The sequence below is a fragment of the Micromonospora sp. PLK6-60 genome (assembly GCF_019890675.1).
In the GTDB taxonomy this organism is placed as follows: domain Bacteria; phylum Actinomycetota; class Actinomycetes; order Mycobacteriales; family Micromonosporaceae; genus Micromonospora.
The window spans coordinates 75,397-97,954 of sequence record NZ_JAIOAA010000015.1; the positions used below are offsets into that span (position 1 = coordinate 75,397).

The 22,558-nt window shown below is 71.6% G+C and carries 15 protein-coding genes; 7 read left to right on the top strand and 8 right to left on the bottom strand.

The genetic code is table 11. The annotated features are described in order from the left end of the window. Positions 1–2 precede the first annotated feature (2 nt). The 3 genes from glgB to K7640_RS23575 form a co-directional block, all read right to left on the bottom strand. Entirely contained in the window at positions 3–2,111 is a 2,109-nt protein-coding gene (gene glgB, locus K7640_RS23565) for a 1,4-alpha-glucan branching protein GlgB (RefSeq protein WP_222957077.1), read from the bottom strand. Further along, positions 2,099–4,294, bottom strand: a complete 2,196-nt coding sequence (locus tag K7640_RS23570; protein WP_308042649.1) for a maltotransferase domain-containing protein — start codon at positions 4,292–4,294, stop codon at positions 2,099–2,101. The genes glgB and K7640_RS23570 overlap by 13 nt, the downstream gene beginning before the upstream one ends. Before the next feature lie 420 nt (positions 4,295–4,714). Next, positions 4,715–4,981, bottom strand: coding sequence for a winged helix-turn-helix domain-containing protein (locus K7640_RS23575; RefSeq protein WP_374198117.1), 267 nt, complete (start codon positions 4,979–4,981; stop codon positions 4,715–4,717). A 166-nt stretch (positions 4,982–5,147) separates the two neighbouring features. Here K7640_RS23575 and K7640_RS30645 point away from each other — a divergent pair, with 166 nt between their 5' ends. Further along, on the top strand, positions 5,148–6,350 hold the full coding sequence (locus K7640_RS30645; protein WP_308042650.1) for a helix-turn-helix domain-containing protein: 1,203 nt from the start codon (positions 5,148–5,150) through the stop codon (positions 6,348–6,350). An 18-nt stretch (positions 6,351–6,368) separates the two neighbouring features. Here the strand turns inward: K7640_RS30645 and K7640_RS23585 are convergent, their stop codons facing one another. Both K7640_RS23585 and glgA read right to left on the bottom strand, forming a co-directional pair. Beyond that, complete coding sequence (locus tag K7640_RS23585; protein ID WP_255609817.1) at positions 6,369–6,923, bottom strand: Uma2 family endonuclease; 555 nt, start codon at positions 6,921–6,923, stop codon at positions 6,369–6,371. A gap of 43 nt (positions 6,924–6,966) precedes the next feature. After that, entirely contained in the window at positions 6,967–8,175 is a 1,209-nt protein-coding gene (gene glgA, locus K7640_RS23590) for a glycogen synthase (protein WP_255609818.1), read from the bottom strand. Between the two features lie 96 nt (positions 8,176–8,271). Here glgA and glgC point away from each other — a divergent pair, with 96 nt between their 5' ends. Both glgC and pgm read left to right on the top strand, forming a co-directional pair. Further along, positions 8,272–9,504: a glucose-1-phosphate adenylyltransferase gene (glgC, locus tag K7640_RS23595; protein WP_222957078.1), complete on the top strand. Its 1,233-nt coding sequence runs from the start codon at positions 8,272–8,274 to the stop codon at positions 9,502–9,504. Positions 9,505–9,570: 66 nt separating this feature from the next. Then, complete coding sequence (gene pgm / locus K7640_RS23600) at positions 9,571–11,214, top strand: phosphoglucomutase (alpha-D-glucose-1,6-bisphosphate-dependent) (RefSeq protein WP_222957079.1); 1,644 nt, start codon at positions 9,571–9,573, stop codon at positions 11,212–11,214. Between the two features lie 12 nt (positions 11,215–11,226). On the opposite strand, the gene K7640_RS23605 is transcribed toward pgm, so the two are convergent. Further along, positions 11,227–12,150 (bottom strand): NAD(+)/NADH kinase, encoded by a 924-nt coding sequence (locus K7640_RS23605; RefSeq protein ID WP_222957080.1) that lies wholly within the window; start codon positions 12,148–12,150, stop codon positions 11,227–11,229. Positions 12,151–12,252: 102 nt separating this feature from the next. After that, complete coding sequence (locus tag K7640_RS23610) at positions 12,253–15,351, bottom strand: M14 family metallopeptidase (RefSeq protein ID WP_222957081.1); 3,099 nt, start codon at positions 15,349–15,351, stop codon at positions 12,253–12,255. A gap of 229 nt (positions 15,352–15,580) precedes the next feature. Here K7640_RS23610 and K7640_RS23615 point away from each other — a divergent pair, with 229 nt between their 5' ends. The 4 genes from K7640_RS23615 to K7640_RS23630 all read left to right on the top strand — a co-directional run bounded on the left by K7640_RS23615 (position 15,581) and on the right by K7640_RS23630 (position 21,467). Next, complete coding sequence (locus tag K7640_RS23615; protein WP_222957082.1) at positions 15,581–16,366, top strand: class I SAM-dependent methyltransferase; 786 nt, start codon at positions 15,581–15,583, stop codon at positions 16,364–16,366. Positions 16,367–16,504: 138 nt separating this feature from the next. Continuing rightward, on the top strand, positions 16,505–18,673 hold the full coding sequence (locus tag K7640_RS23620; RefSeq protein ID WP_222957083.1) for a bi-domain-containing oxidoreductase: 2,169 nt from the start codon (positions 16,505–16,507) through the stop codon (positions 18,671–18,673). A gap of 85 nt (positions 18,674–18,758) precedes the next feature. Continuing rightward, a complete protein-coding gene (locus K7640_RS23625; RefSeq protein WP_222957084.1) occupies positions 18,759–20,087 on the top strand; it encodes a glycosyltransferase family 4 protein in 1,329 nt (442 codons plus the stop codon). A 51-nt stretch (positions 20,088–20,138) separates the two neighbouring features. Further along, entirely contained in the window at positions 20,139–21,467 is a 1,329-nt protein-coding gene (locus K7640_RS23630) for a glycosyltransferase (protein ID WP_222957085.1), read from the top strand. On the opposite strand, the gene rfbD is transcribed toward K7640_RS23630, so the two are convergent. Continuing rightward, positions 21,453–22,361 carry a dTDP-4-dehydrorhamnose reductase gene (gene rfbD / locus K7640_RS23635; RefSeq protein ID WP_222957086.1) on the bottom strand — a complete coding sequence of 303 codons (909 nt, stop codon included), beginning with the start codon at positions 22,359–22,361 and terminating at the stop codon, positions 21,453–21,455. The genes K7640_RS23630 and rfbD overlap by 15 nt on opposite strands. Between the last annotated feature and the right edge of the window lie 197 nt (positions 22,362–22,558).

Genomic DNA, 22,558 nt, shown 5'->3' on the forward strand with positions numbered 1-22,558 from the left:
GGTCAGCTCGCCGAGGGGCGGAGCCAGAGCACGCCCAGCGGCGGCACCCGCAGCGCCGCCGACGAGGGCATCCCGTGCCACGGGACGTCCTCGGCGTGCACCGCGCCGAGGTTGCCGACCCCGGAGCCGCCGTAGTGGTGGGCGTCGGTGTTCACCACCTCGGTCCAGGTGCCGCCGGCCGGTAGCCCGATCCGGTAGTCCTCCAGCGGCAGGGCGGAGAAGTTCGCCACGCAGACCAGCGTCTGGCCGTCGGGGGCGATCCGGACGAACGAGACCGTGTTGTTGGCGACGTCGTCGCCGGAGATCCAGCGGAAGCCGGCCGGCTCGGTGTCCTGCGCCCACAGCGCCGGGGTGGCCCGGTAGGCCCGGTTCAGGTCGCCGACGAGCCGCTGCACCCCGGCCCGGGCGGGGTCGTGGGTCAGGTACCAGTCGAGGCCGCGCTGCTCGCTCCACTCCCGGTCGTCGGCCAGCTCGCAGCCCATGAAGAGCAGCTGCTTGCCGGGGTGCGCCCACATGTACGCCAGCAGCGCGCGGACGTTGGCCAGCCGCTGCCAGGTGTCGCCGGGCATCTTGCCCGCGAGGGAGCCCTTGCCGTGCACCACCTCGTCGTGGCTGATCGGCAGCACGTAGTTCTCGCTCCAGGCGTACGCCAGGGAGAAGGTGAGCTGATGGTGGTGGTGCTGCCGGTAGATCGGGTCCTTCGAGGTGTAGAGCAGGGTGTCGTGCATCCAGCCCATGTTCCACTTGAACCCGAAGCCGAGCCCGCCCTCGGCGGTGGGCCGGGTGACCCCCGGCCAGGCGGTGGACTCCTCGGCGATCATCAGCACGCCCGGGTGGTGCTTGTAGACGGTGGCGTTGGTCTCCTGGAGGAAGGCGATCGCCTCCAGGTTCTCCCGGCCGCCGTGCACGTTCGGCGCCCACTGCCCCTCCTGGCGGGAGTAGTCCAGGTAGAGCATCGAGGCGACCGCGTCGACCCGCAGGCCGTCGACGTGGAACTCGTCCAGCCAGTAGAGCGCGTTGGCGACCAGGAAGTTGCGCGCCTCCCGGCGGCCGAAGTCGAAGACGTACGTGCCCCAGTCGGGGTGCTCGCCGCGGCGGGGGTCGGGGTGCTCGTAGAGCGGGGTGCCGTCGAAGCGGGCCAGGGCCCACTCGTCCTTGGGGAAGTGCGCCGGCACCCAGTCGAGGATCACCCCGATGCCGGCGGCGTGCAGCCGGTCGACCAGGTGGCGGAACTCGTCCGGGTCACCGAAGCGGGCGGTGGGGGCGTAGTAGCCGGTGACCTGGTAACCCCAGGACCCGCCGAACGGGTGTTCCATCACCGGCAGGAACTCCACGTGGGTGAAGCCCAGCTCGGTGACGTACGCGGTGAGCTGCTCGGCCAGCTCCCGGTAGCTCAGCCCGGGCCGCCAGGAGCCCAGGTGCACCTCGTACACGCTCATCGGCTCCTGGTGCGGCTGCCGCCGCGCCCGCCGGGCCAACCAGTCGGCGTCGCCCCACTCGTACCTGGAGTGGTGCACCACCGAGGCGGTGGCCGGCGGCGCCTCGGTGCGGGTGGCCATCGGGTCGGCCTTGTCCCGCCACTGCCCGTCGGCGCCGAGGACGCGGTACTTGTAGCGGGCGCCGGCCGGCACCCCGGGCACGAAGACCTCCCACACCCCGCTGGAGCCCAGCGAGCGCATCGGCCAGCCGTCGTCCGGGCCCCAGCCGGTGAAGTCACCCACCACCCGAATCCCGCGCGCGTTGGGCGCCCAGACGGTGAAGGCCACCCCCTCGTCGAAGACCCGGGCGCCGAGCGCCTCCCACAGCCGCTCGTGCCGGCCCTCGCCGATCAGGTGCAGGTCCAGCTCGCCCAGCGTCGGCGGGTAACGGTAGGGGTCGTCGAGCACCGCGCCGTCCACCTCGACCCGGTAGTCGAGCACCTCACCTGGCACGTCGGCGGCGAAGACACCGGCGTCGTGCACCCGCTTCATCGGGTGCCGCTCGTCGCCCACCAGCAGGGTCACGTCGGTGGCGCCGCGGCGCAGGGTGCGCACCGTCGTCCGCCCGCCGGCGGGGTGCGCCCCCAGCAGCGCGTGCGGATCGTACGACTGGCCGGCGATCAGCTGCTCCATCGGGCGTCCTTCGGGGCGGGTGCGGTCGGGGCGGCGCCGCGCTTGCGGCCCTTGCCGCGGCGCGGGCGCGACGTGGCGCCGGCCGGGGCGGGCTCGCCCGGCAGGCCGTCGGGCTGGGCGGGCCGGGTCGCGGCGGTGCCGCCGGACAACTCCTCCGGCACGGCCGCCACGGTCAACTCCACCGGGGCGGCGACCGCCGGCTCGGGTGCGGGTGGTGGCGCCGGGCGGCGGACCGTCAGCACGTGCGCGGGTTGCAGGTACGGGTCGAGCCGCACCGCGTTGCGCTGCCCCCAGTCGTAGCTCGCGCCGGTCAGCTCGTCGCGCACGCCGAACCGCTCGTGCCAGTCGAAGCCCAGCGCCGGCATGTCGAGGGTGGTGTTGCCCCACTGCACGGTCTGCGGGTCGAACGAGCAGACCACGATCACCGTGTTGCCGGTCTCCGGGTCGTGCTTGGACCAGCAGAGCAGCGCCGGGTTGTCGATGTCGTGGAAGCGCAGATTGCGCAGCCGGTGCAGGGCCGGGTTCTCCCGGCGGATCCGGTTGAGGGTGGCGATGAACGGCGCCAGCGAGCGGCCCTGCGCCTCGGCACCGGCCCAGTCCCGGGGGCGCAGCTCGTACTTCTCGTTGTCCAGGTATTCCTCGGCGCCGGGGCGGGCGGTGTGCTCGAAGAGCTCGAACCCGGCGTACATGCCCCAGGAGGGGCTCAGCAGCGCGGCCAGCACCGCCCGGATCTTGAACATCGGCGGGCCGCCGTGCTGCAACGACTCGTGCAGGATGTCCGGGGTGTTGGGCCAGAAGTTCGGCCGCATGTAATCCGCCGCCGCGACCAGCTCCTCGCAGTATGCCCGCATCTCCGCCGCCGACGTGCGCCAGGTGAAGTACGTGTACGACTGGGTGAAACCGATCTTGCCCAGCCCGTGCATGATCGCCGGCCGGGTGAACGCCTCGGCCAGGAAGAGCACGTCCGGGTCGACCCGCTTGACCTCGGCGATCAGCCAGTGCCAGAAGTCGAACGGCTTGGTGTGCGGGTTGTCCACCCGGAAGATCTTGATGCCCTCGCCGACCCAGTGCAGCACCACCCGCAGCACCTCGGCCCGGATGCCCTCGGGGTCGTTGTCGAAGTTCAGCGGATAGATGTCCTGGTATTTCTTGGGCGGGTTCTCCGCGTACGCGATGCTGCCGTCGGCCCGGGTGGTGAACCACTCCGGGTGCTCGGTCACCCACGGGTGGTCCGGGGCGCACTGCAACGCCAGGTCCAGCGCCACCTCCAGGCCCTCGTCGGCCGCGGCGGCGACGAACGCGCGGAAGTCCGCCGGCGTACCCAGGTCGGGGTGGATGGCGTCGTGGCCGCCCTCGGCGGCGCCGATCGCCCACGGCGAGCCCACGTCGTCGGGCCCGGCGGTGAGCGAGTTGTTGCGGCCCTTGCGGTTGACCCGGCCGATCGGGTGGATCGGCGGCAGGTAGAGCACGTCGAAGCCCATCGCCGCGACCCCGGCCAACCGGTCGATCGCGGTCCGGAAGGTGCCGGAGCGCGCCGGCTCGTCGATCGTCGCCGGCACCGCCCCCTCCGAGCGGGGGAAGAACTCGTACCAGGCGGAGAAGAGCGCCCGGGGCCGGTCCACCCAGATCCGGTGCCGTTCACCGGTGGTCACCAGCTCCCGGACCGGGTGGTCCCAGAGCAGGTCGGCCAGCTCCAGCGCCGGGGCCACCCGGCGGGGCAGGTCCAGCGCGGTGTCCGCCAGCGCCGCGACCGCGGCCCGCACCCGGTCGGCGTCCGCCGCCGGCACCAGGTCGACCGCGGCGGTCAGCACGCGTACGCCCTCGGCCAGGTCGTTGCCCAGCTCGGCCGCCCCCTGCCCGGCGGCGATCTTCTTGGTCACCGCGTTCTGCCAGGTCAGGTACGGGTCCTGGAACGCCTCGACGGCGAACACCCACTCACCGACCGCGTCCGGGCGGATGACGGCGTGCCAGGTGTCCTGGCCGGGCTCGCCGGGACGCATCCGGGTGAACGGGCGGGCGCCGCCGTCCGGGCCGAGCCAGACCACGTTGCAGCCCAGCGCGTCGTGCCCCTCCCGGTAGGCGCGGGCCGACACCGGCACGAGTTCGTCGACCACCGCCTTGGCCGGGTAGCGACCGCAGGCGACGGCGGGGGAGACGTCTTCGATGGGGAACCGTCCGCTCACCCGCTCAACCTACTGCGCGAGATCGCTTCGCGCTCGGCTCGGCGGCTGCCCGCTACCCCCTGGAAGGACCGCCTTACCGACAGGCCGCACCTGGGCCTTACCCCGGCCGCGGGCGCCCCGACATGCCGCCCATCGGGCCTACCTCGGCCGCAGGCGCGCCGAGATGCCGCACATGGGGCTTACCTCGGGCGGGGATGCCCCGACATGCCGCGCATGGGGCTCAATGTCTCGGCCGCGGGCTCCCCGTCGCGCGGTGACCGTGCCGGGTGCCCCTCGTAGGCTACGAACTTGATGTCGTAGACGAATCACCCCGCCGGAACGATGCGGACTAACGCGGCATCCCGTTTCCCGGCTGATTCGTTCACGACATCAAGTTCGTAGTGTGCGGAGCGCCTACCCTCGGGCTCGCGGCGAGGAAACTCACCCCTGGGCGGGCGGCTCCGGTGCCACGAACGACCCCTTGCCCTGGTGCACCTCGATCCAGCCCCGCTCGTCGAGGATTCGAAGGGCCAACCTGATCGGCGTCGCACTGGCCTTGTACTGCTCGCACAGCTCAGCGATGGATGGCAGTTTGTCTCCGGGTTGCAGCGCACCGGACTGAATCGACGTGATCACGTCGGCGATGACCTGTTCGTAAAGCGGTTTTCTCGGCATGGAACGGCCGCCTCTCGTCAGCCCTTCGAGCATGCCATCCGACTCAGCATTCTGTGCATGGTGTGTTGACTCTGTACTCACTGCACTCTAAGTTGGCGAACGAGGCCCTCTCGTCAGCAACGGAGCGCCTCGACCAGGCGGGGCGGCGTTGAAGCTGCCCCGCCTCCGGACAGACGCTGGAGGAGGCAGGGATGCAGGAGTGCCCGCACGATGGGCCGCTGCCGTCGGCGTATCCGGCGGCTGGCTGGTGAACGACCTTCCGGTGGGCCGCCGGGTCGCCCATTGGCGGGTGCGGCGGAACATGACGCAGCAGCAGTTCGCCGACCGGCTCGGCAAGTCGAAGAGCTGGGTGGACAAGGTCGAGCGGGGCGTACGAAATCTGGAGCGGGTGTCGAGTCTGCGCGAGGTCGCCGACGTGCTCCGGATCGACGTGGAGGTCCTGCTGGCCGACCGGGACAGGCAGCCGTCGCGTACTGTCCCGGGCGTGGCACGGGTGCGGGCCGCGCTGGCCCGCTACCACGTCCCGGTCCCCGGCCGGCCGGCCGACGTGGCCGAGCTGCGGGCCCGCCTGGCGCACGCGGAGCAGACCTACCGGCATGCCCGTTACCCGGCGTTGCTCGTCGCGCTGCCGGACCTGCTGGGCGCCGCGCGTGCGGCGCGGGCGGCCCGACCGGGGCCGACGGCGGACGGGCTGCTGGTGGCCGGGTACGGGCTGGTGGCCCTGGCGCTGCTGAAGGTCGATCAGGGGGAGCTGGCCTGGCTGGCCGCCGATCGGGGCATGGCGGTGGCCGCCGCCATGGACGATCCGGGGGCCGTCGCCCGCGCCACGGTGCCGCTGAGTCAGGTGCTGCGGTTCGTCGGCCGGCGACGGTCCGCGCGGGAGGCCGCCGTGGTGGCCGCCCGCAGGCTCGCGTCGGCGCCGCCCGGCGGCGATCCGTCGCCCGGCCCGTCCCTGCTCGGGACCTTGTTCGTGCAGGCCGCCCTCGCCGCCGCCGGCCGGGGGGACGAGCGCGGCGCCGAGGACCTGCTCGACCGCGCGGCGTCCGCCGGGGACACCGGAGCCCCCGGCCGGGCGGCGGTCGAGGCCGCCCGGGTGGTGGCCGCCGCCTCCCTCGGTGACGTCACGGCGGCGACGGTGCGCCACGAGCGGTTGATCGCCGGTGACGAGTGGCGGTGGCTGCCACCCGAGCACCGGGCCGCGTACCTGCTCGACGCCGCCCGCGCGTACGCGGTGGCCGGCGACCCGGTCCGGGCGGGGCGGACGGTGCTGGAGGCGGAACGCACCGCCCACGGCGAGGTGCACGACCGGCCGGCGGTCCGGGAGCTGGTCGCGGTCGTGGCGCGTACCGGCGCGGCCACGGCCGCCCTGGATCGGCTCGCCGCCACCCTGCACGTCACCTGAAACTGGTGGAAGGGTGCGTCAGCCGAGGTCGTGCTCGGCCGGGCTGGTGTTCAGCACCCAGGCCAGCGGCATGGTGGCCCGCACCGCATACTGCTCGCCGTCCAACTGGTGCATCGTCACGGTCTGCGCCGCGTCCTGCTCCACGACCCAGTATCGCGGGATGCCGGCCGCCGCGTATTCGGCCCGCTTGGTGACCGTGTCGATGCCCTCGGAGCCGGGCGAGACGATCTCGGCCACGAGGAGCACGTCGCCGGTCGGCAACCACACGCCGTCGGCCTGCGCCTTGCTCCACACCACCAGGTCGGGGATGCGACCGCCGACCCCGCCGCGGCGACCCGGGATGCGCAGCCCGACCGCCTGGGCGAGGTGATCCGCCGGAATGCCGCCCTGGGCCAGCCACACCATCAGCCGGGTCGCGACGATCGCATGGGCGTATCCCGGCGGCGGCATGATCGAGAGAACTCCCTCGGGACTGATCTCGTACCGATGGTGCTCGTCCGCGGCCATCATCGCGGTCAGGTCGTCGAGCGTGACGATCGGCGGCATCGACCTGCCCACCGCCTCCGAGCTCATGCCGGCATCCTACCGGCCGGACACCGTCCCACCCGGCAGCTGCTCACCGCGCCGCGCCCACCGACCGGTACACCTCCAGCGTCCGGGCCGCGACCGCGTCCCAGGAGAAGTGCTCGACCGCCCGCCGCCGCCCGGCGAGCCCGAACTCCTCGGCCCGCTTCGGGTCGGCCAGCAACTCGTTGAGCCGGGCCGCGAGGTCCGCCTCGAACCGCGCCGGGTCCAGCGGAGTGCCGGAGCCGTCGCCGGCCTGCTCGATGGGGACCAGCTGGCCGGTGTCGCCGTCGGCGACCACCTCGGGGATGCCGCCGGTGGCGGTGGCCACCACGGCCGTCTCGCAGGCCATCGCCTCCAGGTTGACGATGCCCATCGGCTCGTAGACGGACGGGCAGACGAAGATCGTGGCGTGGGTGAGCACCTGGATCACCTCGTGCTTGGGCAGCATCGCCGCCACCCAGATCACCCCCGAACGGGTGGCCCGCAGCTCGGCGACCAGCTCCTCCACCTCGGCGGCGAGCTCCGGGGTGTCGGGGGCGCCGGCGAGCAGCACCAGCTGGGTGTCGGCGGGCAGTTCCCGGGCCGCCCGCAGCAGATACGGCAGGCCCTTCTGCCGGGTGATCCGTCCGACGTACACCACGCTGGGGCGGGCCGGGTCGATGCCGAGCCGGTCGACGACGTCGGTGCCGTGGTCCGGGGCGTACTGGGTGGTGTCGATGCCGTTGTAGACCACCCGGACCCGGTCCGGGTTCACCGCCGGGTAGGCGGTGAGCACGTCCCGCCGCATCCCCTCGCTGACCGCGATCACCGCGTCGGCGGCCTCCACCGCGGTCCGCTCGGCCCAGGAGGAGAGCGCGTACCCGCCGCCGAGCTGCTCGGCCTTCCACGGCCGCAGCGGCTCCAGGCTGTGCGCGGTCAGCACGTGCGGCACCCCGTACAGCAGCTTCGCGGTGTGCCCGGCCAGGTTGGCGTACCAGGTGTGGCTGTGCACCACGTCGGTGCCGGCGCAACCGGCCGCCATCTCCAGGTCGACGCCCATCGTGCGCAGCGCGGCGTTCGCACCGGCCAGGCCGGCCGGCTCGGCGTACGCGGTGACGCCCGGCTCGGTGCGGGGCGCGCCGAAGCAGTGCACCCGTACGTCGGCGAGCCGGCGCAGCTCCCGGGCCAGGTACTCGACGTGCACCCCGGCGCCGCCGTACACCTCCGGCGGGTACTCCCGGGTGAGCAGGTCGACGCGCAGCCCACGCGAATCCGTCATGCCCGGCACCCTAACGCGGAATCCCGTTCCGCACCCGGCGCGGATCTGTGCGGCGTACGAGTGGTGAAGTCGGGGCGGGATGGTTAGCGTCGGTACATGGCAGCAAAGGTGCTCGCGATCGTGTTGGCCGGCGGCGAGGGCAAGCGACTCATGCCGCTGACGACGGACCGGGCCAAGCCCGCCGTCCCGTTCGGCGGGATGTACCGGATGGTCGACTTCGTGCTCTCGAACCTGGCCAACGCCGGCTTCCTCAAGATCGTCGTGTTGACCCAGTACAAGTCGCACTCGCTGGACCGGCACATCACCAAGACCTGGCGGATGTCGACCCTGCTCGGCAACTACGTCACGCCGGTGCCCGCCCAGCAGCGCCGCGGCCCGTGGTGGTTCGCCGGCTCGGCCGACGCGATCTACCAGAGCTTCAACCTGATCAACGACGAGCAGCCGGACTACGTGATCGTCTTCGGCGCCGACCACATCTACCGGATGGACCCGCGGCAGATGGTGGAGGACCACATCGCCTCCGGCGCCGGGGTCACCGTGGCCGGCATCCGCCAGCCGCTGTCCTCGGCCGACCAGTTCGGCGTCATCGAGGTCGGCGAGGACGGCCGGCGGATCCGCGCCTTCCGGGAGAAGCCGACCGACGCGGTCGGCCTGCCCGACGCGCCGGACCAGGTGTACGCCTCGATGGGCAACTACGTCTTCACCACCCGGGCGCTCTGCGAGGCCGTCGAGCGCGACGCGGAGGACCGGAGCAGCAAGCACGACATGGGCGGCAGCATCATCCCGATGCTGGTCGAGCGGGGCGAGGCAAACGTCTACGACTTCAAGGACAACGAGGTGCCCGGCAGCACCGACCGGGACCGCGGCTACTGGCGGGACGTGGGGACGCTCGACTCGTTCTACGACGCCCACATGGACCTGATCAACGTGCACCCGGTGTTCAACCTCTACAACTTCGAGTGGCCGATCTACACCGAGCAGCCGCCGTACCCGCCGGCGAAGTTCGTCCACCAGTGGGGCGAGCGGGTCGGCCGGGCGGTCGCCTCGATGGTCTCGCCCGGCGCGGTGATCTCCGGATCGCTGGTGGAGAACTCGGTGGTCTCGCCCAAGGTCAAGGTCCACTCCTGGGCGCACGTGGACGGCGCGGTGCTGATGGAGGGCGTCGAGATCGGCCGGCACGCGGTGGTCCGCCGGGCCATCCTGGACAAGAACGTCTTCGTCCCGGAGGGCGCCGAGATCGGCGTGGACCTGGAGAAGGACCGGCAGCGGTACACCGTCTCCGACAACGGCATCGTGGTGATCGGCAAGGGCCAGCGCGTCGAGCCGTGAGGCACGTGTGACCTCGGCCCCGGCCGGGAAAGAACCACCGTCCCACCGTCCCTGGAGGTAGCAGCAGTGGCCCATCCCCGTGCCGGACAGCCCGCCCGGCCCGCCGACCTGGTCGACGTGCCCCGGCTGGTCACCACCTACTACGCCGAGCACCCGGACCCGAGCGACCCGGCGCAGCAGGTCTCCTTCGGCACCTCGGGGCACCGGGGTTCCAGCCTGCGCAACGCCTTCAACGAGGACCACATCCTCGCCGTCACCCAGGCGCTCTGCGACTACCGGCGGGAGCAGGGCCTGGACGGGCCACTCTTCCTCGCCCGGGACACCCACGCCCTCTCCGCCCCGGCCGAGGCCAGCGCGCTGGAGGTGCTGGCCGCCAACGAGGTGACCGTGCTGCGGGACAGCCGGGACGGCTACACCCCCACGCCGGCCCTGTCGCACGCCATCCTCACCCACAACCGGGGCCGCACCAGCGGGCTTGCCGACGGCATCGTGATCACCCCGTCGCACAACCCGCCCGACGACGGCGGCTTCAAGTACAACCCGACAAACGGCGGGCCGGCCGACACCGACGTCACGAAGTGGATCCAGGACCGCGCGAACGCCATCCTGGCCGCCGGGGGCAAGGAGGTGAAGCGGATCCCGTACGCCCGGGCCCGCGCCGCCGACACCACCGGGACGTACGACTTCCTCGCCGGCTACGTCGACGACCTGCCCTCGGTGCTGGACATCGACGCGATCCGGGACGCCGGGGTGCGCATCGGCGCCGACCCGATGGGCGGGGCGAGCGTGGCCTACTGGGGCGAGATCGCCGAGCGGCACCGGCTGGACCTGACCGTGCTCAACCCCACGGTCGACCCGACCTGGCGGTTCATGACCCTGGACGGCGACGGCAAGATCCGGATGGACTGCTCCTCGCCGAACGCGATGGCCTCGCTGATCGCCGCCCGCGCCGACTACCAGGTCTCCACCGGCAACGACGCCGACGCCGACCGGCACGGCATCGTCACCCCGGACGCCGGGCTGATGAACCCCAACCACTACCTGGCCGTCGCCATCGGGCACCTGTTCCGCACCCGCACCGGGTGGGGCCCGGCCGCCGCCGTCGGCAAGACCCTGGTCTCCTCCTCGATGATCGACCGGGTCGCCGCGGACCTGGGCCGGCCGCTGCTGGAGGTGCCGGTGGGCTTCAAGTGGTTCGTGCCGGGCCTGCTCGACGGCGCGGTCGGCTTCGGCGGCGAGGAGAGCGCCGGCGCCTCCTTCCTGCGCCGCGACGGCAGCACCTGGACCACCGACAAGGACGGCATCCTGCTCTGCCTGCTCGCCGCCGAGATCATCGCCAGCACCGGCCGCACCCCGAGCCAGCACTACGCCGACCTGGCCGAGCGCTTCGGCGCGCCCGCGTACGCCCGGATCGACGCCCCGGCCACCCGCGAGCAGAAGGCGGCGCTGGGCAAGCTCTCCCCGGAGCAGGTCACCGCCGCCGAGCTGGCCGGCGAGCGGATCACCGCCACGCTCACCGAGGCGCCCGGCAACGGCGCGAAGATCGGCGGCCTGAAGGTGACCACCGAGTCGGGGTGGTTCGCCGCCCGGCCGTCCGGCACCGAGGACGTCTACAAGATCTACGCCGAGTCGTTCCAGGGGCCGGAGCACCTGGCCCGGATCCAGGAGGAGGCGAAGGCGCTGGTGGACGGGGTGCTCGCCACGGCGTGACCGGACGGACGGTCAACAGGGCGGGTCCAGCTCCCGCTGGGTGTACGGCTGTCGCAGCTCCTCCGGGAGCAGCTCCCGCAGCTGGTCGGGCAGGAACGGCAGGTCGAGCAGGCTCAGCTTGAGCTGGTTGCGTTCCTGGTAGCGCACCGGGTCGAAGCGGACCACCTGCCCGGCGTCCGGCCGGTAGCGGATGTCCACCGTCCCCTCGGTCGCCGCGTCGTTGATGACGACGCCGTCCATCTCCACCGCGACCGACGCCGAGTGCGGCCGCAACTCCAGCCGGATGGTCTCCTCGGGGGAGAGGACCAGCGGCCGGGAGATGCCGGACATCGGCGCCGACGGGGTCACCACCACCGCGTGGGTGGCGGGGGAGACCAGCGGCCCGCCGGCGGCGTAGCTGTACGCGGTTGAGCCGGTGGGCGTGCTGATCACCAGGGCGTCGCAGCGGTAGTAGCCGTACCGCTGGCCGTCCACGGCCAGGGTGGCGGTGACGAAGCCCGACCCGGGCTGGCGGATCAGCGCGATGTCGTTGAAGGCGACCACGTCGTCGCCGCACACGTCGCAGGCCAGGCAGGCGTGCGACTCCACGGTGAAGTCCTTGGCCAGCAGCCGGCTCAGCGCCTCCGGCAGCTCCGGCGGCGCGACCTCGACGAGAAAGCCGAGCCGGCCCAGGTGCACGCCGAGCACCGGCTTGGGATCGCGTACGGCCGAGCGGAGCGCGCCGAGCATGGTGCCGTCCCCGCCGATGCTGATCAGGGCGTCCGCGCGGGTGGCCAGCTCCGCCTCGGGCACCGGCTCGACGGTCGCCGGCACCCGGTGCCGGTCCTCGGCGCGCACCAGCAGCGACTTGCGGTTCCTCGTCGCCCACCGCTCGATGATCCCGACCACCTCGGTGACGTCCCGGGTGGGGTGCAGCACCAGACCCAGCCCCGCCATCCGTACAGCTCACCACATCCGGGTCGGACCCGCCTCCGGTAACCGGAAGGTGCGCCGGCGGTGGGGTCACCGCCGGCGCACCTTCGGTCGTGCTGTCGTCGCCTAGCGGCGCTTGTGCAGGTGCTTCAGCGACTTGGCGACCAGGTCGTCCCGGGCCGCCGGGGCCAGCCCCTCCAGCCCGAAGCCGAGGTAGACGGTGTCCGCGGTGACCACCGCCGCCCCCTCCTCGAACGCCTGCTGGCTGCGGGTCCAGTTGTTCGGCGCGGTGGCCGAGCCGGCCGGCGCCGCCGCGACGGTCCAGCCGCCCAGGTCCGCCTCGAACGAGGTCTCCGAGACGACCGCCCCGTCGGCGATCACCCGCGCGTCGTCCAGGAAGACGCCCAGGCCCTGGGTGCCCCAGTCGGAGACGTACGAGATGGCCACCTCGACCTGCTTGCCGGCGTACGCCGACAGGTCGATCTTGAATTCCTGCCAGCCGCCGGAGGAGCCGGTGGCCGCGTTCCAGCTGCCCGTGCTGCCCGTCGGGGAGCAGTCCGCGCCCTGGTAGTGGGCCAGGAACGGGTGCAGCTGCGCCACCCAGCCCGACTGGCAGCTCTCGCCGGTGCCGGTGTCGGTGTGCCCGTTGGCGTCCGGCAGCGTGGTCCAGTTGTCGCTGCCCACCTCGTGCGCCTCGACGATCATGTAGTCCCAGTCCGACTCGATGTCGTACGAGGTGAAGAAGCGCAGCTCACCGCTGCTCGCCCCGGTCAGGTCCACGGTCCGGGCCAGCCGCTTGTAGGACTGGTCCGACCGGTCGCTGTACAGGTACCACGCGCCGGTGCGCGGGTCGAACGGCGCGCCGCCCGGCCGCACCCAGTCCACCGTCGCCGAGCTGGCGAACTGCGGGAACTTGTCCGGCTTCAGGAAGCTGGACGTGGTGAGGAAGGACGCCGTGTGGTCCTGGTTGCCGGCCGAGCCGGGCGCGTTGAGGTCGCCGGCGAAGCCGTTGAAGGCGCCCGCCGAGCCGCGCACCGGGTACGGGTCGCCGTCGGCCGAGGTGCCACCGTCGCTGACGTAGTTGTACGCGCCCAGGTAGTACTGCTGGAAGTCGTTCAGCAGCGGCAGGCAGGCCACGTCGTTCGGGTTGGTGCACTCCGGCGGGGCGCCGGGCCGGTAGGCGTACGACCCGTTGGCGGCCTGTGCGAACAGCGCGTACTTGCCGCTGACCAGGACCTTGCCGCCCTCGTTGAGGTAGTCCCGGACGGCCAGCTCGGTGGTCAGCGCCGCCTCCGCCGCCGTGCCGGCGACCTGGCCGGGGGAGCGGAGGATGATGTCGTCGCCGGTCTCCCAGATCACCGTCTGGTAGTGCGACAGCACGCCCAGCGGGTGCGGGGCGGTGCGTCCCATGGCGTCGAAGTCGTACACGTTCGCCTTGTGTCCGGCCTTGCGCACGGAGTCCGCGATCTGGCCGGCGTACTTGGCGGTGGGGCTGTTCTGGGCCGGGCTCAGGCCGGTGGTGTCCTCCATCGCCAGCACCAGCACGTCGCCGCCGATGTCCTGGTGGACCCGGTAGGTGAAGTGGCTGCTGGCGGTCGGGCCCTTGCCGGGCTTGACCCCGGTGAACCAGACCTCGACCCGGTCGCCGGGCTTCGTGCCGGTGACCGTGCCGCGCAGTTCGGCGTAGTAGTCGTTGTTGTCGTCGCCGTAGCGCTCACCGCCGCGCCACTCGTGGACCTTCACCGTCTTCGGCCGCCCGCCGTTGACCACGTAGTGCATCCGGACGTCCTTCAACGCCCGCCGGGCGATCGTGGCGACCTCCTGGGTCCGCCCGTACGAGGTGTCGAACGCGTCCACCACGAAGTCCGGGGTGCTGCGGCCGACCACCGACACCGGGTCGTCCGGGTCGGCCGCCGACTTGGCCACGGCGAGGGCGAACGGGAGGTTCTTGGCCACCTCGGCCGAGATCAGCTTCTCGTCGTCCGGGAAGATGAAGCCGCTGACGCAGTCCGCCGGGTCCCACTGGTCGTTCGGGTCGGACGCCGACGCGCTCTGGCAGGTGGACATCTCCGGGGTGAAGGCGAGCGTCTTGTAACGCGCCTGCGCGTAGCCGTCGGTCTCGCCGTTGGTGGTGTACAGCTCGGCGGAGATGTCCGGGTCGTAGCCGGGAATCGCCGAGTGGGCGTCGTCGCCGGCCATCGTCTCGTAGATGACGTCGTCCGGGGTCGGGGTGCTCACCTGCCAGCCCACGCCGTAGAGCAGCAGCTCCGCGGCGGAGTGATAGTTGATCATGAACTTGAAGCCGACCCGCTTGAACAGGCGGTCCAGCGCCTTGGTCTCCGGCTCCGAGTTCGGCGCGGTGCCCCGGTAGGTCTCGCTGGTGATGTCCGGCGAGGACCCCTCGTCGTCGTAGCCCCACTTGTAGCCGAAGTTGCGGTTCAGGTCGACGCCGTCGGCGCTGGTGAGCTGCCCGTCGCCGTCGTTGTCCCGCAGGTTCTTGCGCCACAGCCGGTTGCCCGGGGTGAAGGTGTAGTCGTAGCCGTCGGGGTTCGCCACCGGCAGGAACCACAGCTCCCGGCTGTCCACCAGGGAGGTGATCTCCTTGTTCTTGCCGTAGTTGTCCAGGTAGTGGTGCAGCAGCCGGCGGGTCATCTCCGGCGTGATCCACTCCCGGGCGTGCTGGTTGCTGGCGTACAGCACCGCCGGGCGGGTGCCGTCCGGCACCGAGCGGGCGTTCTTGGTCACCTTGACCGCGAGGATCGGCTTGCCCTGCACGGTGGTGCCGATGGTCTCCAGCTTGGCCAGCTTCGGGAACCGGGCCACCGTCGCGGTCAGCTCGTCCCGGATGCCGCCCGGCTCGCTGTACGACCGGAACGCCTTCCAGCCCGCGGCGGACTGCTCGCGCAGCACCTGGGAGGCGTCCTTGCCGCGGATCTTCTTGACCCGCAACGGGACGCCCGCCCCGGTCAGCCGCTTCGCCTCCCGCCGGCTGAGCACCGTCTCGACCTGGGTGCCCGCCGCGCCGGTCTGCACCGTGTCGTGCCCCAGGTCGACCCCGGCCGCGCGCAGCTTCTCCAGCTGCTCCGCGTTGACCGTGCCGACGTACACCTCCAAGCTGTCGCGGCCGACCGGATCGGACGGTGGTCGCGCGCTGGCCGGAGCGGTCAGCGCCAGCGCGCCGACCAGAGTGAACACGCCGGCGATCGCCAGCCGTCTGCGCCTCATCGCGCCCCCTTCATGAAGGACCTGTGGCTCGGAGCCTTCCTGTGACACCGAATGCATGTCAATGACTCGATAAGTCATTTCCGTGGCGACGGGCAAGGTGTCCCGTGGCTTATCCGGCAAATGGTCCGGCGGCGGTTTCTTTGTGCCGGATGTGCTCGTTGAGGACTTCGTACCGCGGGACGTCGGCAACCGGCCGACCCGCTCCTGGCCAGATGATCGGAAGGTCGTCATGAGCAGTAGAGGCTGGCGCTCGGGGATCGCCAGGATCACGCCTCCCGTCGTTCGGGAGTGGCGGCGATCCGTCGTCGTCGCCCGCACCCGTCGCCGCAACGCCGCGAGGTCGACCACCGACGTGTTCTCCGAGATCTACGCTCGCGGGACCTGGGGGCGCGCCGACGCGTACGACTCCGGTACCGGGTCGTGGGGGGTGGTGGCGCAGCGCTACGCCGAACACGTCCGCAAGCTCGTCGCCGACCTCGGCGCGCGGTCCGTGGTCGACGTCGGCTGTGGCGACTTCCGGGTGGCCGAGCAGTTCGTCGACTGTGTCGAGTCGTACCACGGCGTGGACGTGGTGCCGGCGGTGATCCAACGCAACAGCGAACGGTACGGGAGCAGCCGGATCCACTTCTCCGTGGCCGACGCCGCCGTCGATCCGCTTCCGACCGCCGACATCTGCCTGATCCGCCAGGTGCTCCAGCACCTCTCGAACGGGCAGATCGCGGCGATCCTCGACCGGTGCCGGCAGTTCTCCGCCGTGGTGGTGACCGAGCACTGGCCCGCACCCCAGGTCATGACCGTGCCCAATCGCGACAAGCCGCACGGCCCGGACGTCCGGCTCGACTCGGGCTCCTGGGTGGACATCGCCGCGGCTCCATTTCATTGTTCGCCGGTGCACGAGACGCTCCGACTGTCCGGGGAGCCGGCGCTGTACCACCCCGGCGAGACGATCCGGACGTTCGTCTGGCGGCCGGAGACCTCGACGGGCCGGCGCGCGGATTCCCTCTTCCGCACGTGACCGATCGAGGGTGGGCGTGAATTGCCCTGATAAATACTTTCACCCGATATTTTGCGGTCAGGCGTGTCGTAGTCGCTCGCGGCGGACCGCCGTACGACCGCTGATGCGATGTTCTCTCGACAAAGGCAGGCAGGCCGAGTGAAGCAGATCGTCCAGTCCGTGTCCGACGGCGAGCTGAGGGTCGTCGAGGTTCCGCAGCCCGAGCCGGGCGCCACCGAAGCCCTCGTCGCCACGCGCAGGTCACTGCTCTCCGCGGGGACCGAGCGCGCCGTGCGCGAACTCGCCTCGGCGAGCCTGCTGGCCAAGGCCCGGGCCCGGCCCGACCTGGTCCGCCAGGTGGTCAGCAGGGCGCGGACGGCCGGCGTGCGCTCCACCCTGGCCGCCGTGCGCAGCCGACTCGACGAGGACATGCCGCTGGGATACAGCGCCGCCGGCGTCGTCGTCGCCGCCGGCGCCGCGACCGACGGCCTCCGGCCGGGAATGCGGGTGGCGACGGCGTCCGCCGGGCACGCCGAGTACCAGGCGGTGCCCGCCCTGCTCGCGGTGCCCGTCCCCGAGGCGGTGTCCGACCAGGCCGCCGCGTTCGGCGCGGTCGCGGCCATCGCCCTGCAGGGGCTACGGCAGGCCGAGGTCGGCGTGGGTGGCTCGGTCGCGGTCGTCGGTCTGGGCCTGGTCGGTCAGCTCACCGTACGCCTCGGCCTCGCCGCGGGGCTCAACGTCATCGGCGTCGACCTGCGCGACTGGACCGCCGAGCTGGCCACGACGGCAGGCGCCACCGGGCTGGTCGAGGCGGGCGCGGCGACCACCGATCAGATCCTGGAACTGACCCGGGGCCGAGGCGTCGACGCGGTCCTGATCACCGCGGCGACCCGCTCGTCGGAGCCGGTCGCCCGCAGCACCGAGATCGCCCGCGACCGGGCCCGGCTGGTGGTGGTCGGCGACGTCGGCCTGGAACTCGACCGCCGCGGCTTCTACGAGCGCGAACTGGACCTCCGGTTCGCCCGCAGCTACGGGCCGGGCCGCTACGACCGGGCGTACGAGGACTGGGGCGTCGACTATCCCGTCGGCCACGTGCGGTGGACGGCCCGGCGCAACATCGAGGCGTACCTGGACCTGGTGGCCAGTGGGCGGGTGACGGTCGACGACCTGGTCACGCACGTCTTCGACGTCGAGCGGGCGACGGCCGCCTACGAGGTGCTGGCCGCCGACCCCCGCTCGCTGGCGGTGCAACTCAGCTACGCCGCCCCGGCGCAGCCGAACCGTACCTCGATCACCATCCGGCCCCGCCGCGTCACCTCGAGCCCGCGCGCCGGCCTGATCGGCGCCGGCACGTACGCCAAGGCGACCTTCCTGCCCGCGCTGAAGGCGGCCGGCTGGGCGGACGACCTCGCCGCCGTCACCTCCGCCAAGGGTCTGACCGCCCGGCACGCCGCGGAACGCCACGGGATCCCACTCGTGCTGCCGACCGCCGACGACCTGCTGGCCCGCGACGACATCGACACGGTGTTCATCCTGAGCCGGCACGACTCGCACGCCGAGCTGGTGGTGCGGGCGCTCGACGCCGGCAAGCACGTCTTCGTGGAGAAGCCCCTCGCGCTGACCCAGGACGAGCTCGACGAGGTCCGGGCCGCCTACGACCGCAACTCGGGTCACCTCTTCGTCGGCTTCAACCGCCGGCATGCCCCGATGGTCGTCCAGGCGGAGAAGGCGCTGACCGGCGGTACCGGGCCGCTGAGCATCACCTACCGGGTGAACGCCGGGACGCTGCCGGACACGCACTGGTACCACGACCGGCGCCAGGGCGGCCGGGTCCGCGGCGAGGTGTGCCACTTCATCGACCTCGCGTCCTGGCTGGTGGGCGAGCAGCCCGGCGCGGTCCACGCGTACGGCAGTGGGCGCGGCGAGCCGGGGCTGGAGGAGGACGTCAGCGTCCTGCTCGGCTATCCCGACGGGTCGACGGCGACGATCACGTACTGCACCCGGGGGCACCGGGGCACCGCGAAGGAACGGCTGGAGATCCTCGGTCGTGGGCACACCGTGCTGATCGACGACTTCCGGCGGCTGGAGATTGACGGCCGGGAGGTGAAGCGGGTGCCGGCCGGCAAGGGGCACCGGGAGATGCTGGTCCGGATGCGTGCGGCGGTCAGCCGTGGCAGGCCGGACGAACGAGGGCTCGGGGCGTCGTTCGGGGCGACGAGTGCGGCGCTGTCGGTGGTCGCCGCCCTGGCCGGCGTCGAGGGCCTTCCGTCGCGTCGGCTGACGCAGGTGGTGGCCGCGAAAGCCGCCGAAAGCACGTTCAGCGCATGAGCGTGGAACCGACGGGCGTCCTCGGTCCTTTCGGAGGTGACTGCGGCGGGCTGGCGACGACGCGGTGTGGCCGTTCGTGACGGGGATGAGGAAGCCCATGCATGAGTCTGGTGTAGCCGACAAGGTTCGGGTCGGCGTGTTCGTCGGTCATTTCATTCCGGCATACCGATCGGGTGGACCCATCCGAAGCCTGGCGGCGATCACGGCGGACCGTGATTCCGGCGTCAGCTACGCGGTGTTCACCCGCGACCGGGACGCCGGCGACCGGCAGCCATTCGCGCTCGCGCGTCCCCGGGAGCTTGTCGAGGTGCGGGGCCGGCGGGCGATGTACGTCGACATCGAAAGGCCGGTGGCCTACCTGCGGGCGCTGTACCGGTTCGGGCGCTACGGGCACGACGTCTACTACTTCAACAGCCTCTGGAACAGGCCGTTCACGCTGGTACCGCTGGCACTCATCTACCTTGGTCTCATTGCGCGCCGTCCGGTGTTGCTCGCGCCGAGGGGCGAGCTGCTGTCCGGTGCCCTCGGCCGGAAGTCAAGGCGGAAGCGGGTCGGGCTGCTCCTGATGCGGTCACTGCTGACCAGGCTGGGCGTGACGCTGCACTGCACCTCCGCCGCGGAGGTGGACGGGGCGAGAAGACTGCTTCCTGGAGTGCCCGTCGAACTCATTCCCGATGCTTTCGACGCCGATGAGTCGACCGCTGCGGAGTCGCCGAGTGAGGCGGCACCGGTCACGGGGCTGCGGGTCTGTTATTTCTCGCGGATCCACCCGCACAAGAATCTTGCCGGCGCGATCTCCGCGCTCGGAGAGGTGCCCGACCCGGTGCACCTGCGGGTGATCGGTCCCGTCATCGACGACGGCTACCACCAGCACTGCCGGGCGCTTGCCGCAGGGCTGCCGGCGCACATCCGAGTCGAATTCGTGGGATCGATTCCACACGAGGAAACCGCCGCCGCCCTGTCCTGGGGGCACGTCCTCCTTCTTCCCACCAAGGGCGAGAACTTCGGTCACGCGATCCGGGAGGGGATGGCTGCGGGGTTGTGCCCGGTGCTCCGACGGGACGCCGTGGACCGACGTGGCGCGCCGTGCCGGCGGGGTCGCCCTGCCGTGGTGGGACACGCACGGTTTCGCGAGGCACCTCTCGGCGCTGGCACGCATGTCCGGGCAGGAACTCCACGCGCTGCGAGCCAAGGTGCACGGCGCCTACCGGTCGTGGGTCGTCAGCCAGGTCCCCAGCCAGCTGCTGATGGACGAACTCTTCGTGCGCCTGACCGGCAGGGTGCCCACGGCCCTGGTCGAGGTGGGCGGTCGCGCCGGCGGCGTGCGGTAGGCGAAGGTGAAAGGCTCGCTGGCCTCGTCCTTCGGGACCTGACCCCGGTAGTGGAAGGAACCTTCCAGGCCCCGACCCGATGAACATGACATGGGGCGGGGACGGCGAACCGCAACGAATATTGCGAGGAACGAATGCAGAACCAAGATCGGCCGGACGGAGTGCGCGTCGGTGTGTTCGTCGGGCACTTTCTCCCGGCGTACCGCGCCGGCGGTCCCGTTCGTAGTCTGTCGGCGATCACGGCGCCTCGCGACTCCGGCGTCACCTACGTTGCCTTCACGCGGGACCGGGACTACGGGGACTCCGCGCCCTTCGCTGGCGCACGAGCGGGCGAGGTGGTCCGATTCCACGAGCGGAATGTCATGTATGTCGATATCGCGCGACCGGCAGCCTATCTGCGCGCCCTCCGCCGATTCACCAGGATCGACCACGACGTCTACTACTTCAACAGCGCCTGGAACAGACCCTTCACCCTGGTGCCCTTGGCGCTCATCAGCCTCGGCGTGATAGCCCGACGACCGGTGCTGCTCGCGCCGCGAGGCGAGCTGATGCGCGGCGCGCTCGACTTCAAGGGCTGGCGGAAGCGGGCCGGCCTGCTCGTGCTCCGGGTCCTGCTGGCCCGGGTCGGGGCCACGATTCACTGCACCTCCGAGGAGGAGGCGGCCAGCGTCCGCAAGCATCTGCCCGGTCGACCGATCGAACTGGTCGCCGACGCCTTCGAGGCCGAAGATCGTCTCCCCGCCCCGCAACCGGACGCGCCGACCCCCTCCGACACGCTGCGCGTCTGTTTCTTCTCTCGCATCGACCGGAAGAAGAACCTGACGGGTGTGCTGGCGGCGATGGCACAGGTCACCGAACCGGTGCATCTGCGCGTGATCGGGCCCGCCTCGGACCAGGCATATGAACAGCGATGTCGGGACATGGCCGCGAAGTTGCCAGGCCACATCCGAGTGGAGTTCATGGGCCCCGTCCCGCATGAGCAGGCGGCGGATGCGCTCTCCTGGGCCCACGTGTTCTTCTTCCCCACCAAGGCCGAGAACTTCGGCCACGTCGTTCGGGAGGCCATGGCGGCAGGATTATGCCCGGTCATCTCCGACACGACGCCGTGGACGGACCTGGCGCGTCGCGCCGGCGGCGTCGCGTTGCCCTGGGCGGACACGAACGGCTTCGCGCGGCACCTGTCGGTACTGGCCCGCACGCCGTCCGAGGAACTCGGTTCCCTGCGGGCCAAGGTCCTGGACACGTACCGGTCGTGGGCGGCCAGCCAGGTGCCCAGCCCGGTACTGATGGATCGGCTGTTCGAGCGCCTGGCCCGCGAACCGGCCGCAGCTCCGGGCGTTGTGGCTGCCGTGGGGCCGCAGCGCGGCAGTGCTGGTGCCCCGGCGAGCCAACCGCGGGTGGGCGGCAGCGCTCTCGACACCGACGAGCACCACGACCGCCACGCACCTTCAGGGGGCCGGTAGCGGCGCGGTCGCTGGCTCCCTCCACGGTGACGCCGGGGCCGGAGCGAGCGCCTGCGTCAGAGCCGAGCGCCAGTGGGCCGGTGGTGGCAGGCCCGCCGCCGTCCATCGCCGGTGGGCCAGCACGCTGTAGGCCGGGCGGGCGGCCGGACGGAGGTAGCGGTCGCTGGTGGTAGGGCGGATCCGGTCGGGGTCGAGGCCGCGAAGTGTGAAAACGGCACGGGCCAGGCCGTACCAGGTGGTTTCGCCCGACGCCGTGCCGTGATAGACGCCGGGAGCGGCCTGCCCGGCCAGTGCGGCGTCGGCCAGCGAGCTGAGCAGTGCGGCCAGTTGACGAGACCAGGTGGGCTGCCCCCGCTGGTCATCCACCACCTCAAGCCGTTCGCGCTCCTCGGCCAGGCGCAGCATCGTGGACACGAAGTTGGGCCCGTGTGCGCCGTAGAGCCATGCGGTACGCACGACGAAGCCGGCGTGCGGGAGAAGCCGGGAAACGGCGACTTCTCCGGCGAGCTTGCTGCGGCCGTACGCGTTGATCGGGGAAGTGCTGGCATTCTCCGCATACGGCTGAGTCGCTTTGCCGGAGAAGACGTAATCGGTGGAAACATGAATCAGGCGGGCGTTGGTCGCCGCGCACGCCCTGGCGAGATTGCCGACGCCGTCGCCGTTGACGGCGGTGGCTGCCTCCTCCTGTGTCTCGGCGCCGTCGACGTCCGTCCACGCCGCGGCGTTGATGACCACGTCATGGCCGGCGACCGCTGTCTGTACCGCGACGGAATCCCTGATGTCGAGGTCCCCGCGCGTGGTGGCGGTCACTGAGAGATCGCTTCGGGATCCCAGCACCGCCAGCAGATCCCGTCCCAGCATGCCGCCCGCGCCGGTCACCAGAAAACGGTTCATCCGGCGACCCCCACCCGCCCCGTTTCTGCAATGAAATTCACCATTTGCGGAGCGGTCGATGCGTCATCCGCGCTGCGGAGGTTCCGGGCCGACCGTGCGTTCACGAACCGGTCAGAATCGACGTCAGCGATTTGAGTCAACATGATCCGAGTCTAAGCCAGATTTGCCGTCCTGCCCGTGTTGTCGACCGGTTCATC